Genomic DNA, 20,722 nt, shown 5'->3' on the forward strand with positions numbered 1-20,722 from the left:
TCAAGCTGATCGCTCCGATCGCCATGGAAGAAGGTCTGCGCTTCGCTATCCGCGAAGGCGGCCGTACCGTCGGCGCCGGCGTGGTTGCCAAGATCATCGACTGATAAGGACGCGCATCATGAACAAGCAGAAGATCCGCATCCGCCTGAAGGCGTTCGATTACAAACTGATCGACGCTTCCGCTGCCGAGATCGTTGACACCGCCAAGCGCACCGGTGCAATCGTCAAGGGCCCCGTGCCCCTGCCGACCCGCATGAAGCGTTTCGACATCCTGCGTTCGCCGCACGTCAACAAGACCAGCCGCGACCAGTTCGAGATCCGCACCCACCAGCGCCTGATGGACATCGTCGACCCCACCGACAAGACGGTTGACGCCCTGATGAAGCTGGACCTGCCGGCTGGCGTGGACGTCGAAATCAAGCTGCAGTGATGCGGTGATGCGACAGGTCCGTGGCGCATCAAGCGCCGCGGACTTGCGCAGTTTTTGTTCGCGGAGTAGAATCGCGGACTTTGCAGCACTTCGGTGCTGTTTTTCGCCATGGTCCGGCCTGCGCAGGCAGTCCGGGCTTGGAACCAATCAGCCCCGGCCAATTGAAGTCGGGAACGGAGAAAACAATGAGTCTGAGCAACTCTCTCGGGTTGTTGGGCCGCAAGGTGGGCATGATGCGCCTCTTCACCGAAGACGGGGACGCAGTGCCCGTGACGGTGGTGGACGTGTCCAACAACCGTGTGGCACAAGTCAAAACCCAGGCCAACGATGGCTACGACGCCCTGCAAGTGGCGTTTGGCAAGCGTCGCGCTTCCCGCGTGACCAAGGCCGAAGCCGGTCACCTGGCCAAAGCCGGTGTCGAAGCCGGTGAAATCCTTCAAGAATTCCGCGTGAGCGCTGAACTGGCTGGCAAGTACGCCGCTGGTGCTGTGCTGCCCGTGGCCGAGCTGTTCCAGGCTGGCCAGAAGGTGGATGTGCAAGGCACCTCCATCGGTAAGGGCTTCGCGGGCACCATCAAGCGCCACAACTTCGCGTCCCAGCGTGCGTCCCACGGTAACAGCCGTTCGCACAACGTTCCTGGCTCCATCTCCATGGCGCAGGATCCGGGCCGCGTGTTCCCGGGCAAGAAGATGACCGGCCACATGGGCGACGAGACCGTGACCACCCAGAACCTGGACGTGGTGCGTGTTGACGAAGCTCGTCAACTGCTGTTGATCAAAGGCGCTGTGCCGGGTTCCAAGGGTGGCTTCGTCACCGTGCGTCCCGCCATCAAGGCCGCCAGCAAAGGAGCTAACTGATGCAAGTTGAACTCCTGAACGACCAGGGGCAGGCCGCTTCCACCGTGGAAGTGCCCGAGACCGTGTTTGGTCGTGACTACAACGAAGCGCTGATCCACCAGTTGGTGGTGGCTTACCAGGCCAACGCACGCCAGGGCACCCGTGCCCAGAAGGACCGTGAGCAGGTCAAGCACAGCACCAAGAAGCCGTTCCGCCAGAAGGGCACCGGCAACGCACGTGCTGGTATGACTTCCTCCCCGCTGTGGCGTGGGGGTGGCCGCGTGTTCCCGAACAGCCCGGAAGAGAACTTCAGCCAGAAGCTGAACAAGAAGATGTACCGCGCCGGCATGGCCTCCATCTTCTCCCAGCTGGTGCGTGAAGGCCGCCTGGCCGTGGTGGACTCCATCAAGGTGGATGCACCCAAGACCAAGCTCCTGGCCGACAAGTTCAAGGCCATGAACCTGAAGTCCGTGCTGGTCATCGCCGACGAGATCGACGAGAACCTGTACCTGGCCTCGCGCAACCTGCCCCACGTGCTGGTGCTGGAGCCGCGCTACGCCGATCCGCTGTCGCTGGTTCACTACAAGAAAGTGATCGTCACCAAGGGTGCCATCGACAAACTCAAGGAGATGTTCGCATGAGCAACGTCCAGTTTGACGAAGGTCGCCTGATGCAGGTGTTGGTTGCTCCCATCGTGTCCGAAAAGGCCACCATGGCAGCCGAGAAGTCCAACGCCGTGCTGTTCAAAGTGTTGCAAGACGCCAGCAAGCCCGAGATCAAGGCCGCTGTCGAATTGCTGTTCAACGTCAAGGTCCAGGCCGTCAACGTGTTGAACCAGAAGGGCAAGACCAAGCGCTTCGGTAAGACCGTGGGCCGTCGCGATCACGTCCGCAAGGCCTACGTGACGCTGATGCCCGGTCAGGAACTGAGCTTCGGCGGGGAGGCAGTCTAATCATGGCAGTCATCAAGATGAAGCCGACTTCACCTGGCCGTCGTGGCATGGTGAAAGTCACCCGTGAAACCCTGCACAAGGGTTCGGGCTACGCGCCCCTGCTGGAATCCAAGTTCCAGAAGGCCGGCCGCAACAACAACGGTCACATCACCGTCCGCCACAAGGGCGGCGGTGCCAAGCACCACTACCGCGTGATCGATTTCCGCCGCGACAAGGACGGTATCCCCGCCAAGGTCGAGCGCCTGGAATACGACCCGAACCGCACCGCGCACATCGCGCTGCTGTGCTACGCCGACGGCGAGCGCCGCTACATCATCGCCCCGCGTGGCGTTGAAGTCGGTGCAACGCTGCTGAGCGGCGCCGAGTCGCCGATCCGCGTGGGCAACACCCTGCCCATCCGCAACATCCCGGTGGGTTCGACCATCCACTGCATCGAGCTGCAGATCGGCAAGGGCGCGCAAATTGCACGTTCCGCTGGTGCTTCCGCCGTGCTGCTGGCCCGCGAAGGCATCTACGCCCAGGTTCGCATGCGCTCCGGCGAAGTGCGCAAGGTCCACGTGGACTGCCGCGCCACCATCGGTGAAGTGTCCAACCAGGAACACAGCCTGCGCCAGCTGGGCAAGGCCGGTGTGAAGCGTCACATGGGTATCCGCCCGACCGTCCGCGGTGTGGCGATGAACCCGATCGATCACCCGCACGGTGGTGGTGAGGGTCGTACCGGCACGGGTATGCCGCCGGTGGATCCGTGGGGCAACCTGACCAAGGGTTACCGTACCCGCAACAACCGCCGCACGCAGAACATGATCGTGTCGCGTCGCAAGAAGTAAGGGGTTGACGAAATGACTCGTTCTCTCAAAAAAGGTCCCTTCGTTGACCATCACCTGATGGCCAAGGTCGAAAAGGCTGTGGCTACCAAGGACAAGAAGCCGGTCAAGACCTGGTCTCGCCGCTCCATGATCCTGCCCGAGTTCATCGGCTTGACCATCGCCGTGCACAACGGCAAGCAGCACGTGCCCGTGTACGTGACCGACCAGATGGTCGGCCACAAGCTTGGCGAGTTCTCGCTGACGCGCACGTTCAAGGGCCACCCCGGCGACAAGAAAGCCAAGAAGTAAGGACACACCATGGAAACACGCGCAATTGTTCGCGGCGTTCGCCTGTCGGTCGACAAAGGCCGTCTGGTGGCGGACCTGATTCGCGGCAAGAAGGTGGACCAGGCTCTGAACATCCTGACGTTCACGCAGAAAAAAGCTGCGGGCATCGTCAAGAAGGCTCTGGAGTCCGCCATCGCCAACGCTGAACACAACGACGGCGCCGACATCGACGAACTGAAGGTCAAGACCATCTACGTCGAGCAGGGCACCACGCTCAAGCGTTTCACCGCTCGCGCCAAGGGCCGCGGCAACCGTATCAGCAAACCCACCTGTCACATCTATGTGACCGTGGGCAACTGAGGCCAAAAGGAAGACTATGGGACAGAAAATCCATCCTACCGGCTTCCGCCTGGCGGTGAGCCGCAACTGGGCCAGCCGCTGGTACGCCAGCAACCGTGACTTCGCCGGCATGCTGGCCGAAGACATCAAGGTGCGCGAGTACCTGAAGGCCAAGCTGAAGAACGCGGCTGTTGCTCGCGTCATCATCGAGCGCCCCGCCAAGAACGCCCGCATCACCATTTACTCGGCTCGTCCGGGCGTGGTGATCGGCAAGAAGGGCGAGGACATCGAGAAGCTGAAGAAGGACCTGGCTGCTCAACTGGGCGTGCCGGTGGCCGTCAACATCGAGGAAGTGCGCAAGCCTGAAGTCGATGCCAAGCTGATCGCCGACTCGATCACCCAGCAGCTGGAAAAGCGCATCATGTTCCGCCGCGCCATGAAGCGCGCGATGCAGAACGCAATGCGTCTGGGCGCACAGGGCATCAAGATCATGTCCTCCGGGCGTCTGAACGGCATCGAAATTGCCCGTACCGAGTGGTACCGTGAAGGCCGTGTGCCCCTGCACACCCTGCGCGCCGACATCGACTACGGCACTTCCGTGGCCAACACCACCTACGGCGTCATCGGCGTCAAGGTGTGGGTCTACAAGGGTGACAACCTGGGTCGTGCCGATGCTCCTTCCCTGGACAGCACCCCGCGTCCCGAGGAAGAGCGCCGCCCCCGCGGTCCGCGCCGTGATGGCGCCCGCAACGACCGTCCGGGTCGTGGCGGTCCCCGCCGTGGTGCCACCACCAATGCCGCCCCGGCCGATGGCAGCGACAAGCCGCAGGCCTAAGGAGAACTGAACATGTTGCAACCTGCTCGCCGTAAATACCGTAAAGAGCAAAAAGGCCGCAACACGGGTGTTGCCACCACCGGCAACACCGTGGCCTTTGGCGATTTCGGCCTGAAGTCCACGGACCGTGGTCGTCTGACGGCTCGTCAAATCGAAGCTGCACGTCGCGCGATTTCCCGCCACGTGAAGCGCGGTGGCCGTATCTGGATCCGGGTGTTCCCGGACAAGCCGATTTCCAAGAAACCTGCCGAAGTCCGTATGGGTAACGGTAAGGGTGGTATCGAGTACTACGTCGCCGAAATCCAGCCCGGCAAGGTGCTGTACGAGATCGTGGGTGTTCCCGAGCAACTCGCTCGTGAAGCCTTCCAGCTCGCTGCCGCCAAGCTGCCGCTGCGCACGACCTTCGTGACCCGTCTGTTGGGCCAGTAATCAGGAGAACATGAGATGAAAGCTGCTGAACTGCGCCAAAAAGACGTTGCCGGCCTGCAAGCCGAGGTGAAAGCCCTGCAAAAGGCTCACTTCAACCTGCGCATGCAAAAAGCCACGCAACAGTTGAACAACACCGCCACGCTGCGTCAAACCCGTCGCGCCATTGCCCGTGCCAAGACCATCCTGGCACAAAAGCAAGCCGCCGGCCAATAAGGAGTGAACCATGAGTGAAGCTCAAAAATCCCTCAAGCGCACCCTGATTGGTAAAGTCGTCAGCGACAAGCGCGCCAAGACCGTCACGGTGCTGGTCGAGCGTCGTGTGAAGCACGAGCTCTACGACAAGATCGTGATCAAGTCGAGCAAGTACCACGCTCACGACGAGAACGGTGAGTACAAGCTGGGTGACATCATCGAGATCACCGAGAGCCGTCCTCTGTCGAAGACGAAGAACTGGGTTGCCACCCGTCTGGTCCAAAAGGCCGCACTGGTGTAAGCCTGTTCTGCCGTCGACCGGCAGGAGCGAGAAAAACGACCGAAAATTCGGTCGTTTTTTTTCGTCCGTGCGCGCCTCGCGTGCCGGGCTCATCCGGTCCGCAGGGCCACAAACTGGAGCAATGAGATGATCAAAGTCGGTGACAAACTGCCCGCCGTGACGTTGATGGAGTACAGCGAGGTGGAAGGCAACGGGTGCAGCATCGGCCCGAACCCCGTCGATGTGGCGAAAGCTGCCGCTGGCAAGACCATTGCGTTGTTTGCCTTGCCGGGCGCCTTCACACCCACTTGCTCGGCCAAGCATGTGCCGGGTTACGTGGAGCAGTTCGCTGCCTTCAGGGCGGCGGGTGTGGACGAGATCTGGTGTGTCAGCGTCAACGACGCATTTGTGATGGGGGCTTGGGCCCGTGACCAGAAGACCGACGGCAAGGTCCGCATGCTGGGTGATGGCAGCGCCGACTTCGCCAAGGCCACCGGCTTGACCCTGGACCTGACCGCGCGCGGCATGGGGTTGCGCAGCAACCGTTACTCCATGCTGGTGAAAGATGGCGTGGTGAAGACGCTGAATGTTGAGGCGCCGGGCAAATTCGAAGTGAGCGACGCAGCCACGCTGCTGGCACAGGCTGCCACCGTCTGAGCGGCGACGGGGCGGCACCCGGCCCCGTTACAGGGCGACCTTGAGGTAATGCGCGCCCGGCAGGGGGTTGTGGTAGTACGGGGCGATTTCCTCGAAGCCAACCTCCTGGTACAGGGCCCGTGCCGCCTCCATGTCGCTCAAGGTGTCGAGCAGCATGCTGTCGTACCCTGCTTGGCGCGCCTGCATCAGAATCTGATCGACAAGAAGGCGCCCCAGCCCGAAGCCGCGGAAGGCGCGCCGCACGAACAGGCGCTTCATTTCACAGGCGTTCGGGTAATCACTGTCGAGCAAGGGCCGGAAGGCGCAACACCCGGCGGGAACACCGTCGACGTGTGCCACCAGCAAGCCGCCCATCGGGTGGCTGTAGTCTCCAGGAAGCCCGGCCAGCTCCTGATCAAAGCCCTGGAAGCACAGGTCGATCCCTATGTCGTCCTGGTACTCCAAGAACAGCTCACGCACAACAGCCACGCTGTCGGCATCGGTAGCGGTGCTGATGGTGATGCGGGGTTGCGGAACGTCGTCGTCGGCCATGGCCTGGTTTTCAGGGCTTTCCACCATGCTTGCACTATACGGCATCAAACGCCGCCAAGGCCGATCACCCATCGAACGAACCCTGCGCAACCGAGCAGAACCAGGGCGGCCAGGGCACGTTGGCGCCAGCCGTCAGCCGATGCGGCATGGGCCTGTGCAAGTTCCTTGTCGCCGTGGACCATCGCCGCCACGAGTGCCTGCCGCCTGACCAGTTTGTAGTACAGCAGCGCCAACACGTGGAGCGCCACCAGCGCGACCACCAGCAGCTTGCCGACCTTCGTGTGGTACCAGGTGGCCGCCGAGACCGTGTCGCCTGACACGAGGCTCACGAGCGGCCCGAAAAAGGCGATGTCGTCGTCGCTGAACAGGCCCGTGCCGACCTGGGCGGCGAGAACGGCCAGCATGGCGAAAACCGATAGGGCGCCCAGAGGGGAGTGGCCAACGCCGTGCGCCGGGTCGCCTTGCCCTTTGACATAGCGAAGCACAGTCGTCGGCCCATAGATGAACCGGGAAAACCGGGACCAGTAACCGCCCACAAAACCCCAGGTCACGCGAAACAGCAGCAGAGTGAAGACGGTGTACCCCAGCCTCAGGTGCCAGTTCATCCAGTTGCCGCCCAGATTGCCGGTGATGACCAGCCCCAGGATGGAGAGGACCAGGCACCAGTGGAAGAGGCGGGTGGGCAGGTCCCAAACTCGAACTCGATACATGTGAACCCTTTCTGTGTGTCAGGATCAGACCGCATGTGAATGCTCAGGTTTCCCCGCTGGCGGGGTAACAATGATAAAAGCATACACTTTGCCGGGTGCACACCCACCGCGGTGCGACGTCTCCCCCTGTTCAACACGAGGAAAGGTCACCATGAAGATTCGCCATGCATTGCTGTTAGCTGGTCTGGTATCCACGACGGGACTGGCTCATGCCCAATTCCAGAAGCCTGAAGATGCCTTGAAGTACCGCCAGAGTTCGCTGTTTGTCATGGGGCAGCATTTCGCACGAATCGGCGCCATGGCAAATGGCCGGGTGCCGTTCGACGCCAAGGCCGTTCAGGAAAACGCTGCCGTGGTCGTGACCTTGAGCAAGCTGCCGTGGGCCACGTTCGGCCCCGAGATGGAAGATGTGCGTGGCAGCAAGGCCCGTCAGGAGATTTGGATGGAGCCTGACAAGTTCAAGGCGGCTTCCACCCGAATGATGACGTCCGTGGCCGCGCTGGACGCCGCCGCACGCACGGGCAGCCTGGACGCGGTCAAGAAATCGTTCGGCGATGCCGCCGCAAGCTGCAAGGCCTGCCACGACGCGTATCGCCAGTAAGCCGCTCAGCCCTGTGCCAGCAGTTTTTCAATCAGCTGGTGCAGGGCGGCGAAGTCGGGTTCGCCAACATAGCGCTTCACCACCTGGCCACGCTTGTCCACGATGTAAGTGGTGGGCGTGAGCTTGACGTCGCCCCAGTCGCGCGCGATCTCGCCCGTGTTGTCCAGTGCCACCTTGAAGGGCAGCTGCCGGCTGTTGGCGAAATTGCTGACCCAGTTGGGCGGGTCGTAGCTCATGGCCACAGCCACGGTTTCAAAGCCCTGCCCGTGGTATTTGTTGTAGGTTTCGACCAGGCTGGGCATCTCCTTCACGCAGGAAACGCAAGTGGTGGCCCAGAAATTGACCAGCGTCACCTTGCCCTTCAGGTCGCTGGTGGTCATGCTGCTGCCGTCGAGCAGAACAAAGTGCGACTGAGGGGCGTCGTTCTGTTGGCCGCAGCCGCTGAGCAGGAACGCACTGGCCAGCACCGCGGCGATGGTGTGCAGGTAACGGCGGCGGGTTGGTCGTGCAGCAGTGAACATGGCAAATGATGAGGAAAGCATGGGGGCTTGAGAGGCAGAGGCAGCCGAGGCGAAAAAGTTCAGTCGGGTTTGTCAGCCTGCGCGGGCGCGCACGGCCTTGCGGGCGGTGTCGATGCGCTCCTGGAGGTAGGCGCCGTAGAAGTCCGCGAGGTTCATGCCTTCCAGCCTTTCTGCCACTTCACGGCCCTGCTGGTCCAGGAAGAGGACAGTGGGGGCAATGCGCGCCTTCCAGGCTCGGGCCTGTTCGTAAGGGGTGGTCGTCTGCCCCTGCATGTCCTGCAGCGCCGTCTTGCGGTCAAGCATGTTGAGCTGCACCGCGTAGATGTCTCCCCGCTGGTGCATCGGCCCGAGATAGTTGTTGCGCACGATATCGCAGTACGCACAGCCTTTGAGCGTGACCATGACGATCAGCGGCTCGCCTTTGCGCCGGGCGGCCTGGCTGGCAGCCATCAGGGATGCGGGGACAGGCAGAATTTCCGGCAGGCCATCGGGGTTGCTGTTGCTCATCTCGGTCTTGGGTTCGGGTCTGGCGATAGCGCCAGGGTCTCCGGCAAATGGCGTTCGCGAATGCGGCTAATATCCAGAGATCCCAAATCCGTATTGTGCGCGCGCTGGCGTCAGGGTGCAGCGCTTTAGACGAATGCCGACCAGAATAACCAGGAGACTTGGCGCCTGCCTGCTGCTGAGCGCGGCAGGCGCGCTGACCATTGCTTGCAGCCCCGCCTACAACTGGCGGGACGTCCGCCACGAGGGTGCGCCGTTGAGGGCCTTGATGCCCTGCAAGCCTGAACGCGCGGAGCGCGACGTGCCTTTGTTTGGGCCGGGTGTGCCACCCTCCCACCTGCAGATGATGAGCTGTGATGCCGGTGGCAACACCTTTGTTCTCGCCGTGGTCAGGCTGCCAGACGCGCTTGCTGAAGATGCCGCTTCACAGGCGTTGCGGCAATGGCGTCAGGCGAGCTGGAGCAGCCTCAGGCAGGCTGTTCCAGCGGAAGGTGGCGCGCCACAAGGGTGGGCCGCCACGCCGTGTCAAGTGGCGGGCGCCTCCACTGCCGAGTGTTGGAGCGGCCCGGGTTTGAATCACCAGGGAGAGCCGTTGACCGCGCAAATCCGCTGGGCCGTCCGGCACGGGTGGATGCTTCAGGCGGCCATATATGGCCGGGCTGTGCCTGCCGCCGTGCCAGGAACTTTCTTCGATGCACTCGGGTTCGAGTGAACCTATTGGGTCAGCTGCATGCCTTCTTTCTCCACCATGGCACCAGGCCGTCCGCCAAGCCAGGAACTGGTCCTCAGTCAGGCGGTACTGGTGTTCCTGGCGTTCGCCACGGCGTACTTTCTGTCTGCGCTGGTGCGGGCTGTCACTGCCACCCTTGCCCCGGTATTGAGCCAGGAGCTGAGCCTGCAGGCCAGCGATCTGGGCTTGCTTGCCGGGGGCTACTTCCTGGGCTTCGCGGCCCTGCAACTGCCGCTGGGCAAGCTGCTCGACCGGCATGGCCCCAAGCGCGTCATCCTCGTGTTCCTGAGCGTTGCCGTTCTGGGGTGTGTCGCCTTTGCCTGGGCGTCCAGCTTTTACGGCCTGCTTGCCGCGCGCGTACTTACCGGGGCTGGCGTCAGCGCCTGCCTGATGGCACCGCTGACCGGCTACAGGCGGTGGCTGCCGCCGTCCTTGCAACTGCGTGCCAACGCCTGGATGCTCATGACGGGATCGCTGGGCATGGTGGCATCCACCCTGCCTGTCCAGTGGCTCATGCCCTGGGTGGGGTGGCGCGGCCTTTTCTGGTTGCTGGCCGGGGCCTTGGTCCTTTCCATGCTGTTGATCGCATGGCGCTCGCCTGCGTGGCCGCTGGACGCGGCCCCCAAAGGGGCGGTGGCAGAAGGCGACGAGGGCTATGGGCGCATATGGCGGCACCCCTACTTTCGCAAGATGAGCCTGGTCGGGTTCTTCAACTACGGCGGCATGGTTGCCATTCAAACCCTGTGGGCGGGGCCGTGGCTGGTGAAGGTGAGCGGCTATTCCCCGGACGCGGCAGCTTCTGGCCTTTTCGGTGTCAACGTGGCCATGCTCTGCACCTTCTGGCTCTGGGGTGTGATCACGCCTGCGCTGTCCAGCCGCGGCGTGCGTGTCGAAAGCCTGATCGCATGGGGGCTGCCGCTCAGTTTCGCCGTCCTGGGCTGGAACGTGCTGGCGGGGGCTGACACGGGCTGGATGCATTGGGCGGCCTTCTGCGTGACATCAACCTTCGTCTCACTGTGCCAGCCTGCGGTGGCCATGGCTTTCCCGGCCCACATGGCTGGACGGGCGCTGTCGGCCTACAACCTGGTGATATTCGCCGGGGTGTTCACCACGCAATGGACCATCGGTCTGCTGGTGGACGGGTTCAAGGCATATGGCTTTGACGAGCCTGCGGCGTTCCGTGGAGCGATGGCGTTTTTCCTGCTGGCCTGCCTGGCCTCTTATGGCTACTTCCTGTCTGTGAAGGCCCATAATCGCCCCTCATGAACGGCATACTTGTCATCGCCCACGCGCCGCTGGCTTCGGCACTGCGCCAGTGTGTGCTGCACGTTTTCCCCGACGCTGCGGCCAGCGTGGCGGCGCTTGACGTGCCCGCCCAGCAGCCTCCCGAGGAAACGCTGGAGCAGGCCCGCAGGCAGCTGGCCCAGCTGGGCACGCCGCACACCCTGGTGCTGGCAGACATTTTTGGTGCCACCCCCTGCAACGTTGCCAGCAAGCTGATAGACGGCATCCACTCCCGCCTGGTGACGGGCGTGAACCTGCCAATGCTGCTGCGCGCCGTTTCGTACCGGCACGAGTCGCTGGAAGCACTGGTTTCGCGTGCCATGCTGGGCGGCACACAGGGGGTCATACCGGTGTCGGTGACGGCACCCCAGAATCAGCAACGCAGAAGTACCCATGATCAGAACCACCGCGACCATCAGCAATAAGCTGGGCTTGCATGCCCGCGCATCGGCCAAGTTGACCAAGCTGGCGGGCAGTTTTTCCAGCGATGTGTGGATGGCCCGCAACGGCCGTCGCATCAATGCCAAGAGCATCATGGGCGTCATGATGCTGGCCGCAGGCCAGGGCTCGGAAGTGGACATCGAGACCGACGGCTCGGACGAGCAGCAGGCGATGGAGGCGCTGCTGGCGTTGATCAACGACAAGTTTGGAGAAGGCGAGTGACATTCTCAGTCCATGGTCAGGCGGTTTCCAGGGGCATCGCCATCGGGCGTGCGGTGCTGGTGGCGTCCAGCCGCATGGACGTGGCGCACTACTTCATCGGGGATGAGCAGGTGCATGGCGAGCTGCGCCGCCTGCGTGATGCCCGCGATGCGGTGGTGGCCGAAATCACGCGCGTGCAGCAGACCCTGCTGGAGAGTGCCGAAAAAGGTGCGCACCACGAACTCACCGCGCTGCTGGATGTTCACCTGATGCTGCTGCAGGACACGCAGTTGCAGGATGGGGTCAAGCACTGGGTGCAGGAGCGGCGCTACAACGCAGAGTGGGCCCTGACGTCGCAGCTGGAACAGCTGGCCAAGCAGTTTGACGAGATGGAGGACCCCTACCTGCGCGAGCGCAAGGCCGATCTGGAGCAGGTGGTCGAGCGTATGCTGCGGCACATGCGTGGCGTGGCGTCGCCTGTGGGCAAGCCTGCCGTGGCCGATGATGGCCATGCCAGTGAGACGCGCGACGATCCGCTGGTGCTGGTCGCCCACGATCTGTCGCCAGCCGACATGCTCCAGTTCAAGCAGAGCGTTTTCGCGGGCTTCGTCACCGATGTCGGCGGCAAGACGTCGCACACCGCCATCGTCGCGCGCAGCATGGACATACCTGCCGTGGTGGGTGCGCGCACCGCCAGCCACCTCGTTCAACAGGACGACTGGGTGATCATCGATGGTGACACCGGTGTGGTCATTGTCAACCCGTCGCCTATCTTGCTGGCCGAGTACGGCTTCAAGCAGCGCCAGGGCGAGGTTGAGCGCGAACGCCTTTCCCGCATCAAGAACACCCCGGCCGTCACGCTCGATGGCGAGCGGGTGGAGTTGCTGGCCAACATCGAGCAGCCCGAGGACAGCACGCCTGCCTTGTCGGTTGGGGCCGTGGGGGTTGGGCTGTTCCGCACGGAGTTCCTGTTCATGGGGCGCGACGGCAAGCTGCCCGACGAGGAGGAGCAGTACGAGGCCTACCGCCGCGCTGTGGAGGGCATGCACGGTCTGCCGGTGACCATACGCACGGTGGATGTCGGTGCCGACAAGCCGCTGGACCGCTCCAGCCGCGACGACCACCTCAACCCGGCGCTGGGCTTGCGTGCCATCCGCTGGAGCCTGTCGGAGCCGGCCATGTTCCTCACGCAGCTGCGCGCCGTGTTGCGCGCTGCGGCGCACGGCAAGATCAACCTGCTGATCCCCATGCTGGCGCATTCCAGCGAGATATTGCAGGTCAAGGCCTTGCTGGGGCGGGCGAAGGAACAGCTGGATGCCCGTGCTGCCGTTTACGGCAGGGTCAGGCTGGGGGCGATGATCGAGGTGCCAGCGGCTGCCCTTGCCGTGCGCATGTTCCTGAAGCACTTTGATTTCCTGTCCATCGGCACCAACGACCTGATCCAGTACACGCTGGCCATCGACCGTGTGGACGAGACCGTCGCCCATTTGTACGACCCCCTGCACCCGGCCGTGCTGCAGCTGGTGGCAAACACCATTGCGGAGTGCCGTGCGCAGGGCAAGGGCGTGAGTGTGTGCGGCGAGATGGCGGGCGACGTGACGATGACCCGGCTGCTGCTGGGCCTGGGCCTGCGCTCCTTTTCCATGCACCCCTCTCAGGTGCTGGCGGTCAAGCAGCAGATCCTGCGCGCCGACACCCGCAAGCTGCGGGCCTGGGCACAGGAAGTTGTGCAAAGTGATGATCCAGCTTCGCTCATGGCGGATTGATACTCCGGGCTCTTTCCGGCCCCGGCTCCTGTTACACTAATTTTCAAATTCGTGAGCCGCGTGGGGTGATGCAACGTGCCAGACCGGTGGGTAGGCGCCCGGCGGCCGATGGCGGAGAGTTTCATGCCCACAACCACGGAGCCGACGGAGGCTCAGAGAGTTGCTGCGCCGCAGCAACATGACGAATTGCTGGATTGCCTGCTGATATTGGCGCGCAGTCACGGCGAGGCCATCACCCGTGACGGGGCTTTGGCGGGCTTGCCGTTGGAAAACGGACGCCTCACGCCTTCGCTGTTCGAGCGTGCCGCTCACCGTGCAGGCCTCAGCAGCAAGGTGGTCCGTGAGTCCATCGTCAACCTCAAGCGTGAACTGCTCCCCGCCATACTCCTGCTTCAGAACGAGCGTGCCTGTGTGCTGCTCGACCGCACAGCTGACGGGCAGACCCTGACGGTCGTGTACCCCGAGCTGGGGGAGGCGCCCGTGCAGGTTGGCCTTGCCGAGATGGAGGCCAAGTACGCCGGGCATGCCATTTACGCCAGGCCCCGGCTGCGCTTCGACGCGCGCAGCCCCGTGGTCAACGAAACGCGGCGCGGGCACTGGTTCTGGGGCGTGATCGCAGAGAACGGCAAGCTCTACAGGGACGTGCTGCTGGCGGCGTTCCTGACGAACCTGTTTGCCGTGGCCATGCCGCTTTTCGTCATGAACGTGTATGACCGCGTGGTGCCCAACCAGGCGTTCGACACACTCTGGGTGCTGGCGCTGGGCTTGCTCCTGATCCTGATCGGTGACCTCGTCCTTCGCACCCTCCGGGGCAAGTTCGTCGACCTGGCCAGCAGCCGGGCCGACGTGAAGCTGTCGGCCTACATCATGGAGCGCGTGCTGGGCACCCGCATGGAGCAAAGGCCGGTGTCCGCAGGGTCGTTCGCAGCCAACCTGCGTGCCTTCGAGTCAGTGCGCGACTTCATTGGCTCGGCGACCGTTGTGGCCTTCATCGACCTGCCGTTCGCCCTGATCTTCTTCGTGGTGATCGGCTGGATTGCCTGGCCCATGCTGTTCCCGCTGGCGATTGGCGCCATTCTGCTGCTGCTTTACGCTCTGGCCGTGCAGGGGCGGATGCATGAACTGGCCGAGACCACCTACCGGGCAGGCGCGCAGCGCAATGCCACCCTGGTGGAAGGCCTGGTGGGTTTCGAGACGGTCAAGGCGCTGGGCGCAGAAGCCCCCATCCAGCGCAAATGGGAAAAGAGCGCTGCGCTGCTGGCGCGCGTGGGCGCCCAGTTGAGGCTGCTTTCCACCAGTGCCACCAACTCGTCGGCGTTCATGCAGCAGACGATCAACATGTGCATCGTCATCCTCGGTGTGTACCTCATCGGGGAACGGGCGCTGTCGATGGGTGGACTCATCGCCTGCACGATGCTGGCTTCCCGCGCCATGGCGCCGGTGGGGCAGGTGGCCGGGCTGCTGGTGCAGTACCACACCGCGTCCACCGCGCTGACATCGCTCAACGAGATGATGAAGCGCGAGGTCGAACGGCCGGAGGATGCGAACTTCATCTCGCGAGGCAGCATACAGGGCGCCATCGAATTCCGTGAGGTCAGCTTCTCCTATCCCGGGCAGACCAACGCCTCCTTGCGCAACGTCAGCTTCAAGATACGGCCGGGTGAAAAGGTCGCCATCCTCGGGCGCATCGGCTCAGGCAAGACCACGCTGGAAAAGCTCATCCTGGGTCTGTACCGGCCAACTGGCGGTGCGGTGCTGGTCGACGGCATCGACCAGCGGCAGCTGGACCCGGCCGAATTGCGCCGGCACATCGGTTATGTCCAGCAAGACGTGATGCTCTTCTACGGCACGCTGCGGGAAAACATCACCCTGGGGGCCCCCCAGGCTGATGACGCCGATGTCCTGCGGGCCGCCAGCATCGCGGGCATCCTGGACCTCGTGAATGCGCATCCGCAGGGCTTCGACATGGTCGTGGGCGAAAGGGGTGAGTCCCTGTCTGGTGGCCAGCGTCAAGGGGTGGCGATCGCTCGGGCTGTCATCCATGACCCGTCCATACTCCTGCTCGACGAGCCCACCGCCTCCATGGACCACTCCAGCGAGGAAGAAATCAAGAAGCGCTTGCGTGAATACATGCCGGGCAAGACCGTGATCCTCATCAGTCACAGAACCTCCTTGCTGGACCTGGTGGACCGCATCATCGTCATGGACGCCGGGCGCATCGTTGCAGATGGTCCCAAGGACCAGGTGGTGCAGGCACTGCGCCAGGGACGCATCGGAAAGGCTGCGTGATGTCGGAACTCAACGAAAAAGATTTCGAACGGATTGGCCGGGCCACGCGCGGTGCCACGAAGGTCGGCGAAAGACTGTTCGGCCGCATCGTCAAGAAGCTGGGGCATGCCGATGACCGCGAGACGCTGGACTGGGCAGCTGACGCCGACTGGGCCCAACTGCAGCAGGAGCCGCTGCGTGCCCGCGGACTGTTGCGCATCGCGGCGGTGGTGCTGGTGCTGTTGGTCATCTGGGCAGCGTTCGCCGAGGTGGATGAGGTGACACGGGGCGAAGCCAAGGTCGTTCCCACCAGCCAGGTCCAGATCATCCAGAGTGTCGATGGTGGCGTGGTCGAGGAGATCATGGTCCGCGAGGGGCAGGTGGTTGACGCCGGGCAGCTGCTGCTGCGGGTGGACCCGACGCGCTTCGCGTCCACGCTCGGCGAGAGCCGTGCCAGTCAGCTGGCGCTGCGGGCCAAGGCAGAGAGGCTGCAGGCGCTCACCCAGGGCAGGCCCTTCAGCCCGGCGGCGGATTTGCTCAAGGACGCGCCCGACATCGTGGCCCAGGAGCGCAGTCTGTACGAGTCTCGCCGCGCCGAAATCAGTGCGCAGATTTCCATCACCCAGAGCCAGCTGAGTCAGCGGCAGCAAGAACTCAACGAGGCCCGCGCCCGCAAGGAATCGGCCGAGCGCGGCCTGGAACTGGTGCAGCGGGAGCTGTCTGCCACCCGCCCGATGGTGGCGACGGGCGCCGTTTCCGAGGTAGAGGTGCTGCGGCTTGACCAGCAGGTCGCCCGCCTGCGTGGCGACCGCGACCAGGCCACGGCGCAGATTTCCCGCGTCCAGGCAGCGATTGCCGAAGCGCAGCGCCGCATCGACGAAGTGCAGCTGTCTGCCCGCAACCAGATGAGCGCCGAACTGTCCGAAACCATGAGCAGGCTGTCCGCGCTGTCCGAGGGCGGGCGCGCTCTGGAGGACAAGGTGGCCAAGGCGGACATCAAGTCCCCGGTGCGTGGCACGGTCAAGCGTCTGCTCGTCAACACCGTCGGCGGTGTGGTCCAGCCCGGGCGCGAGGTGGTCGAGGTGGTGCCCCTGGATGACGCGCTCATCCTGGAAGCGCAGATCACGCCCAAGGACATTGCCTTCCTGCGCCCCGGGCTGCAGGCGATGGTCAAGTTCACCGCCTATGACTTTGCCATCTACGGCGGCCTGAAGGCCGATGTGGAGAACATCGGCGCTGATTCGGTGGTGGACGAAAAGGGCAACGCCTTCTACATTGTGCGGTTGCGCACCCACGAGGCCAGCCTTGGAGAGGGGCTGCCGATCATTCCTGGCATGGTCGCCCAGGTCGACATCCTGACCGGAAAGAAGACCGTTCTGGCTTATCTGCTCAAGCCAGTCTTGCGTGCCAAGGCCAATGCCATGTCCGAGCGTTGAACCAACCACTGTCACACCATGAGCAAGCAGCACTTCCTCGCCAGCGCATCAGCCCACCCGCCCATCGTGCCGCCAGAGCGCTGGCTGCTCGCTTTCCCTGACGGGCAATGGAGCAACTGGAGCACCTTGCAGGCAACGGTGCGTCCCGGAGACGTCGTCTGGGTGCCCGTGGCCCATGCGGACTGGAAGGAAAAGGTGGCTGCCCTGCTGCAGTTGGAGCCTTTGTGCAGGGTGGTCGTCGCGAGTGCTGTGCCTTATGACGCCGAGGGCTTGCGGGCCTTGAACGCCGGGGCACGCGGTTACTGCCACCTCATGGCCATTCCCGAGTTGATGCGGGAGGTGGCCGAGGTGGTTTCCCATGGCGGGCTGTGGGTGGGGCCGGAACTGGTGCAGCGCCTGATGACGGCTACCCGGGAGGCCATCGAGCGCAGTCCGAACGCGCAGGTCCCCGAAGCCGATCTGTCGCTCCTGTCTGACCGGGAGGCGCAGGTGGCGCGTGCTGTTGCCGCAGGCAAGTCGAACAAGGAAGTGGCCGATCTGCTGCACATCTCGGAGCGAACCGTCAAGGCACACCTCGGCTCCGTGTTTGAGAAGCTTGGCGTGCGCGACCGGGTGCAGTTGGTGCTGCACCTCTCTCACAGCAACACACAGCAGGGTTGACGGGGGCGATATGAGCAAGTCTGGCGAACAGGGTGGACCGGGTTTCGAGGCCGAGCACAAGGCGCTGGCAGAGAGCGATGCCGGATTGGCGCGCGTGACAGAAGACCTGATCGACATCCTCATCACAAGGGGTGTCATCCAGTTCACCGATTTCCCGCCGGCAGCGCAGGCCAAGCTTCTGGAGCGGCGCCAGACGCGAGCAACGCTCAGCAACCGCCTCAAGTTGCTGGATGAAGGGGATGCCGGGTTGATTTGACTCACGTCAAACACGCCGATCTGATGCACACCCATACTGCACGTATAGGGTTTTTCTTATCAGGAGGCGTGCGATGGCTCAGTCTGCAACCGTTTTGTCCCTGTCGGGGCAAGTTCTCGTCATCAACGCTGCGGGGGCGCCAAGGCTGCTGGCCGTGGGCGAACGCGTGGAGCTGGGTGACACCATCCGCCCGGCGCCGGGCGCGGTTGTCGAGTTGTCCCTGGACGACGGGCAGACCCTGACGCTGGGTGGTGACCAGGCGCTCCAGATGGGCGCAGAGGCCCCCACCCCTGCTGACCCGAACCTCACCGACGCCTTGCAGGCGGTGATACAAGTGCTGGACCGGGGGGGCGACCTGGACGAGCTGGAGGCCGCAGCCGCAGGCCTTGCCGGTGGCGGCGAAGGCGATGGCAGCAGCTTTGTCCGGCTGCTGCGCATCAGCGAAGGCGTCACCCCGCTTTCCTATACCTATGGTTTCGAGCCGGGGCAGCCCGTCGACACCATCGAAGGGCGTGCCGTTGCGCCCGAGACGCAGGAGCCGCCAAGCGGGCCGCCGCCTGCCGGTACGGCCGTGGCCGCGCAACTGCCCGAGGCGTCTTCCATGACCCTGGGGGTCCCTGGCGGTGCCGATCCTTCCATCGTCCTCACGCCGCAGGACGGCACCTACATCGGGTCTTTGGGAACCGTTGTGGTGGTGGCCAACGGCCAGTTCACCTACGTGGCCCCCGTTGTCGACCACGACAGCCAGCCTAACGTGGAGGTGTTCACGTTCAATCTGGTGGGGGCGGGAGGCGTGTCGGTGCAGAGCACGGTCACCTTCACCATCACCGACACCGCCCCCCAACCGGGCACGGCGGAGCTTCCTCCGGTGACCGAGGTGGTAGACGTGGCCACCAGCAGTGTGGTGCTGACGTTCACCCCCGGGGCCGATGCCATGGACACCTCGGCCTACACCTTCGCGTTGCCGCAGGAGGGTAGCGAGCCCACTGTGGGCGGGCTGGCGCCGGGCCAGCTTCTGACCTGGAGCCTGGTCGACGGGAAACTCGTCGGCACCGCGTCGAACGGCGGCACCATCACGCTGAGCTTGTCCGATGCCAGCGGTAACGGTGTCACCGTGACCGCGGCGGTCAGCGGCAACCTGCTGCATACCGACGACACCATTGCCATCGGCAACGTCGTGGTCAACGCCGCAGACACTGATGGCAGCACAACCCAGGGCTGGGTCAGCCTGTCCGTCCTGGACACCACGCCGACGCTGGACATCGGAGACGCCGGGGGCATGGCGTCCGGTACCGTGTTCACAGGCGAATGGGCGGCGTACCTCGGGGCAGACCTGACGGAGCCCGTGGTCAGCCACATGACGCTGGACGGCGTCACCGTCAACGGGATGCCTGCCACCGGCTCGTTCGACTTCGATGCCTCCACGGCCACCGGTACTGGTACCTTCACCTATGGGTCGCCGCCGAGCACCATCGGCTTCACCCTGACGCTCAACAGCGACGGCAGCTACAACATCGTGCTCGACGCCAAGCCCGTGGTGGTCGAGATCACGCCCTCCGAGTACGTCGGTGCCACCGAGGCGGGCGGCCCGGTCAGCACGTTCATCATCCACTACACCGATGCCGATACCGGGCAGCCGTTGACGGCCACGGTAGCCGCCGCGCCGCAGAACCAGGCCCTGGCGTTGCTGGGCATGGCCGATGGCGCCGGGACCACGGTGACTTACAGTGCCACGACGGTTGGTACAGCCGTGAACCCGTCGGGCACGGGCATCGGTCTCGACAACAACAACCTGTCGAGTTATGTCGACAAGCAGTCTGGCGCGCTCAGCACCGAAAGCCTCCTGTACAACCCGGAAAAGCCTGCCAGCAGCATCACGCTCAACTTCAAGGCCGAAGGCAGTGTAGGCTTTGGCCAGGCCAACCAGACCGATGTGCTGCACCTTGATGTGACAGGCACCAACGGCGAGACGATGCAACTGGTGCTGGACAGCCGGTTCGGCGACTTCCAGCTGATGGACGGTCAACTGGTTCCCCTGACGCAGACCAGCTACAGCGGCGGCCCGCTGGAGTCGTACGTGGTGGCGACTCCCCAGGGGTGGGACGGCATCGAGAGCATCCAGGTCACGGCGGGTTTCAGCAGTGACGATCGCGGCACCTATGGTTCGGACGTCAAGCTCGCCTTCGGCTTCAGCACCGAAACCGTGCTGGAGTTCGACCAGCCCATCGCCATGGACTTCACGGCCACCGCCATCGACGCGGACAACGACAGCACAACCAGCAGCTTCTCGTTCCAGACGGTGCTGGGTGAGGCGGACGGTGTCGACGAAGGCACGTCTGCCAGCTACAGCCTGTCCAGCGCGGCCATGGTGAATGACATTCCCGAACCGGCCGAGACCGATGACGGCTTCACACTGGCGCACGTTGACGATGGCGGAGACAGCATCGACCTGGGTGACATGCTGGACACCGAGGACTTCTCGGCGGCCAACCTGGACAACTACCTCAGCTTCGGCCAGAACGACGCCGGGCACGCGGTTATGCATGTGGCCACGGGCGAGGACTTGAACGGAGACGGCGTGCCCGATGCCTTGCAGTCCATCACGCTGGACAACGTCAGCCTGCTGGACCTGCAGGCTTACGCCGGGGGTGACAGCGACATCCAGATCATTCAGAAGCTGTTGGACAACGGAAATCTCCGCAAGGATGCATAACTCACACTAACGGTACTTCCGTCCAATAGGCGTGGGCCACAGGTCTGAATAACCTG

27 protein-coding genes and 1 pseudogene are annotated in these 20,722 nt (G+C 63.7%); 24 read left to right on the top strand and 4 right to left on the bottom strand.

The window, feature by feature from the left end; all coding sequences use genetic code 11:
- From ACYVHH_RS15325 to ACYVHH_RS15385, 13 genes and pseudogenes are all read left to right on the top strand, one after another.
- A partial coding sequence (locus ACYVHH_RS15325) for an EF-Tu C-terminal domain-related protein (RefSeq protein ID WP_460566092.1) occupies positions 1-104 on the top strand: 104 nt, incomplete at its 5' end.
- 14 nt (positions 105-118) lie between these two features.
- Positions 119-430, top strand: coding sequence for a 30S ribosomal protein S10 (gene rpsJ / locus ACYVHH_RS15330; RefSeq protein WP_058615886.1), 312 nt, complete (start codon positions 119-121; stop codon positions 428-430).
- 185 nt (positions 431-615) lie between these two features.
- Positions 616-1,287: a 50S ribosomal protein L3 gene (gene rplC / locus ACYVHH_RS15335; RefSeq protein WP_460566068.1), complete on the top strand. Its 672-nt coding sequence runs from the start codon at positions 616-618 to the stop codon at positions 1,285-1,287.
- Entirely contained in the window at positions 1,287-1,907 is a 621-nt protein-coding gene (gene rplD, locus ACYVHH_RS15340; RefSeq protein WP_460566069.1) for a 50S ribosomal protein L4, read from the top strand. The genes rplC and rplD overlap by 1 nt, the downstream gene beginning before the upstream one ends.
- On the top strand, positions 1,904-2,218 hold the full coding sequence (gene rplW / locus ACYVHH_RS15345; RefSeq protein ID WP_460566070.1) for a 50S ribosomal protein L23: 315 nt from the start codon (positions 1,904-1,906) through the stop codon (positions 2,216-2,218). The genes rplD and rplW overlap by 4 nt, the downstream gene beginning before the upstream one ends.
- 2 nt (positions 2,219-2,220) lie before the next feature.
- Entirely contained in the window at positions 2,221-3,045 is an 825-nt protein-coding gene (gene rplB / locus ACYVHH_RS15350; RefSeq protein ID WP_460566071.1) for a 50S ribosomal protein L2, read from the top strand.
- Positions 3,046-3,057: 12 nt separating this feature from the next.
- Complete coding sequence (gene rpsS, locus ACYVHH_RS15355; RefSeq protein WP_460566072.1) at positions 3,058-3,333, top strand: 30S ribosomal protein S19; 276 nt, start codon at positions 3,058-3,060, stop codon at positions 3,331-3,333.
- 9 nt (positions 3,334-3,342) lie between these two features.
- On the top strand, positions 3,343-3,672 hold the full coding sequence (gene rplV / locus ACYVHH_RS15360; RefSeq protein ID WP_133599188.1) for a 50S ribosomal protein L22: 330 nt from the start codon (positions 3,343-3,345) through the stop codon (positions 3,670-3,672).
- 16 nt (positions 3,673-3,688) lie between these two features.
- Positions 3,689-4,477 (top strand): annotated as a pseudogene (rpsC, locus tag ACYVHH_RS15365) (30S ribosomal protein S3); the annotation flags it as partial.
- Between the two features lie 21 nt (positions 4,478-4,498).
- Positions 4,499-4,915 (top strand): 50S ribosomal protein L16, encoded by a 417-nt coding sequence (gene rplP, locus ACYVHH_RS15370; protein ID WP_460566073.1) that lies wholly within the window; start codon positions 4,499-4,501, stop codon positions 4,913-4,915.
- A gap of 15 nt (positions 4,916-4,930) precedes the next feature.
- A complete protein-coding gene (rpmC, locus tag ACYVHH_RS15375) occupies positions 4,931-5,128 on the top strand; it encodes a 50S ribosomal protein L29 (RefSeq protein WP_460566074.1) in 198 nt (65 codons plus the stop codon).
- A gap of 10 nt (positions 5,129-5,138) precedes the next feature.
- A complete protein-coding gene (gene rpsQ, locus ACYVHH_RS15380; RefSeq protein ID WP_460566075.1) occupies positions 5,139-5,408 on the top strand; it encodes a 30S ribosomal protein S17 in 270 nt (89 codons plus the stop codon).
- Between the two features lie 126 nt (positions 5,409-5,534).
- A complete protein-coding gene (locus tag ACYVHH_RS15385; protein ID WP_460566076.1) occupies positions 5,535-6,044 on the top strand; it encodes a redoxin family protein in 510 nt (169 codons plus the stop codon).
- Positions 6,045-6,071: 27 nt separating this feature from the next.
- Here ACYVHH_RS15385 and ACYVHH_RS15390 read toward each other — a convergent pair whose 3' ends face one another.
- Together ACYVHH_RS15390 and ACYVHH_RS15395 are read right to left on the bottom strand one after the other, a co-directional pair.
- On the bottom strand, positions 6,072-6,575 hold the full coding sequence (locus ACYVHH_RS15390; protein ID WP_460566093.1) for a GNAT family N-acetyltransferase: 504 nt from the start codon (positions 6,573-6,575) through the stop codon (positions 6,072-6,074).
- Between the two features lie 44 nt (positions 6,576-6,619).
- The gene (locus ACYVHH_RS15395; protein ID WP_460566077.1) at positions 6,620-7,285 is read right to left on the bottom strand and encodes a cytochrome b/b6 domain-containing protein; all 666 of its coding nucleotides are present in this window, start codon (positions 7,283-7,285) and stop codon (positions 6,620-6,622) included.
- Positions 7,286-7,436: 151 nt separating this feature from the next.
- On the opposite strand from ACYVHH_RS15395, the gene ACYVHH_RS15400 reads away from it, so the two are divergent.
- On the top strand, positions 7,437-7,886 hold the full coding sequence (locus ACYVHH_RS15400) for a c-type cytochrome (RefSeq protein ID WP_460566078.1): 450 nt from the start codon (positions 7,437-7,439) through the stop codon (positions 7,884-7,886).
- Between the two features lie 5 nt (positions 7,887-7,891).
- Here ACYVHH_RS15400 and ACYVHH_RS15405 read toward each other — a convergent pair whose 3' ends face one another.
- Positions 7,892-8,407 carry a TlpA family protein disulfide reductase gene (locus ACYVHH_RS15405; protein WP_460566079.1) on the bottom strand — a complete coding sequence of 172 codons (516 nt, stop codon included), beginning with the start codon at positions 8,405-8,407 and terminating at the stop codon, positions 7,892-7,894.
- Between the two features lie 72 nt (positions 8,408-8,479).
- Complete coding sequence (locus ACYVHH_RS15410; RefSeq protein WP_460566080.1) at positions 8,480-8,914, bottom strand: thioredoxin family protein; 435 nt, start codon at positions 8,912-8,914, stop codon at positions 8,480-8,482.
- Between the two features lie 133 nt (positions 8,915-9,047).
- Here ACYVHH_RS15410 and ACYVHH_RS15415 point away from each other — a divergent pair, with 133 nt between their 5' ends.
- The 10 genes from ACYVHH_RS15415 to ACYVHH_RS15460 all read left to right on the top strand — a co-directional run bounded on the left by ACYVHH_RS15415 (position 9,048) and on the right by ACYVHH_RS15460 (position 20,666).
- Complete coding sequence (locus ACYVHH_RS15415) at positions 9,048-9,623, top strand: hypothetical protein (RefSeq protein ID WP_460566081.1); 576 nt, start codon at positions 9,048-9,050, stop codon at positions 9,621-9,623.
- 36 nt (positions 9,624-9,659) lie between these two features.
- Positions 9,660-10,907 (top strand): MFS transporter, encoded by a 1,248-nt coding sequence (locus ACYVHH_RS15420; protein WP_460566094.1) that lies wholly within the window; start codon positions 9,660-9,662, stop codon positions 10,905-10,907.
- Entirely contained in the window at positions 10,904-11,350 is a 447-nt protein-coding gene (locus ACYVHH_RS15425; RefSeq protein ID WP_460566082.1) for a PTS sugar transporter subunit IIA, read from the top strand. The genes ACYVHH_RS15420 and ACYVHH_RS15425 overlap by 4 nt, the downstream gene beginning before the upstream one ends.
- On the top strand, positions 11,319-11,588 hold the full coding sequence (locus ACYVHH_RS15430) for an HPr family phosphocarrier protein (protein WP_460566083.1): 270 nt from the start codon (positions 11,319-11,321) through the stop codon (positions 11,586-11,588). Before ACYVHH_RS15425 ends, ACYVHH_RS15430 begins: the two co-directional genes overlap by 32 nt.
- A complete protein-coding gene (ptsP, locus tag ACYVHH_RS15435) occupies positions 11,585-13,333 on the top strand; it encodes a phosphoenolpyruvate--protein phosphotransferase (protein WP_460566084.1) in 1,749 nt (582 codons plus the stop codon). The genes ACYVHH_RS15430 and ptsP overlap by 4 nt, the downstream gene beginning before the upstream one ends.
- 123 nt (positions 13,334-13,456) lie before the next feature.
- Positions 13,457-15,622: a type I secretion system permease/ATPase gene (locus ACYVHH_RS15440; RefSeq protein WP_460566085.1), complete on the top strand. Its 2,166-nt coding sequence runs from the start codon at positions 13,457-13,459 to the stop codon at positions 15,620-15,622.
- Positions 15,622-17,037 (top strand): HlyD family type I secretion periplasmic adaptor subunit, encoded by a 1,416-nt coding sequence (locus ACYVHH_RS15445; protein WP_460566086.1) that lies wholly within the window; start codon positions 15,622-15,624, stop codon positions 17,035-17,037. The genes ACYVHH_RS15440 and ACYVHH_RS15445 overlap by 1 nt, the downstream gene beginning before the upstream one ends.
- An 18-nt stretch (positions 17,038-17,055) precedes the next feature.
- Positions 17,056-17,697, top strand: a complete 642-nt coding sequence (locus ACYVHH_RS15450; protein ID WP_460566087.1) for a helix-turn-helix transcriptional regulator — start codon at positions 17,056-17,058, stop codon at positions 17,695-17,697.
- Between the two features lie 10 nt (positions 17,698-17,707).
- Entirely contained in the window at positions 17,708-17,953 is a 246-nt protein-coding gene (locus ACYVHH_RS15455) for a hypothetical protein (protein WP_460566088.1), read from the top strand.
- 73 nt (positions 17,954-18,026) lie between these two features.
- Positions 18,027-20,666 carry a retention module-containing protein gene (locus ACYVHH_RS15460; protein WP_460566089.1) on the top strand — a complete coding sequence of 880 codons (2,640 nt, stop codon included), beginning with the start codon at positions 18,027-18,029 and terminating at the stop codon, positions 20,664-20,666.
- Positions 20,667-20,722: the final 56 nt, after the last annotated feature.

Source organism: Hydrogenophaga aquatica, from assembly GCF_054780915.1.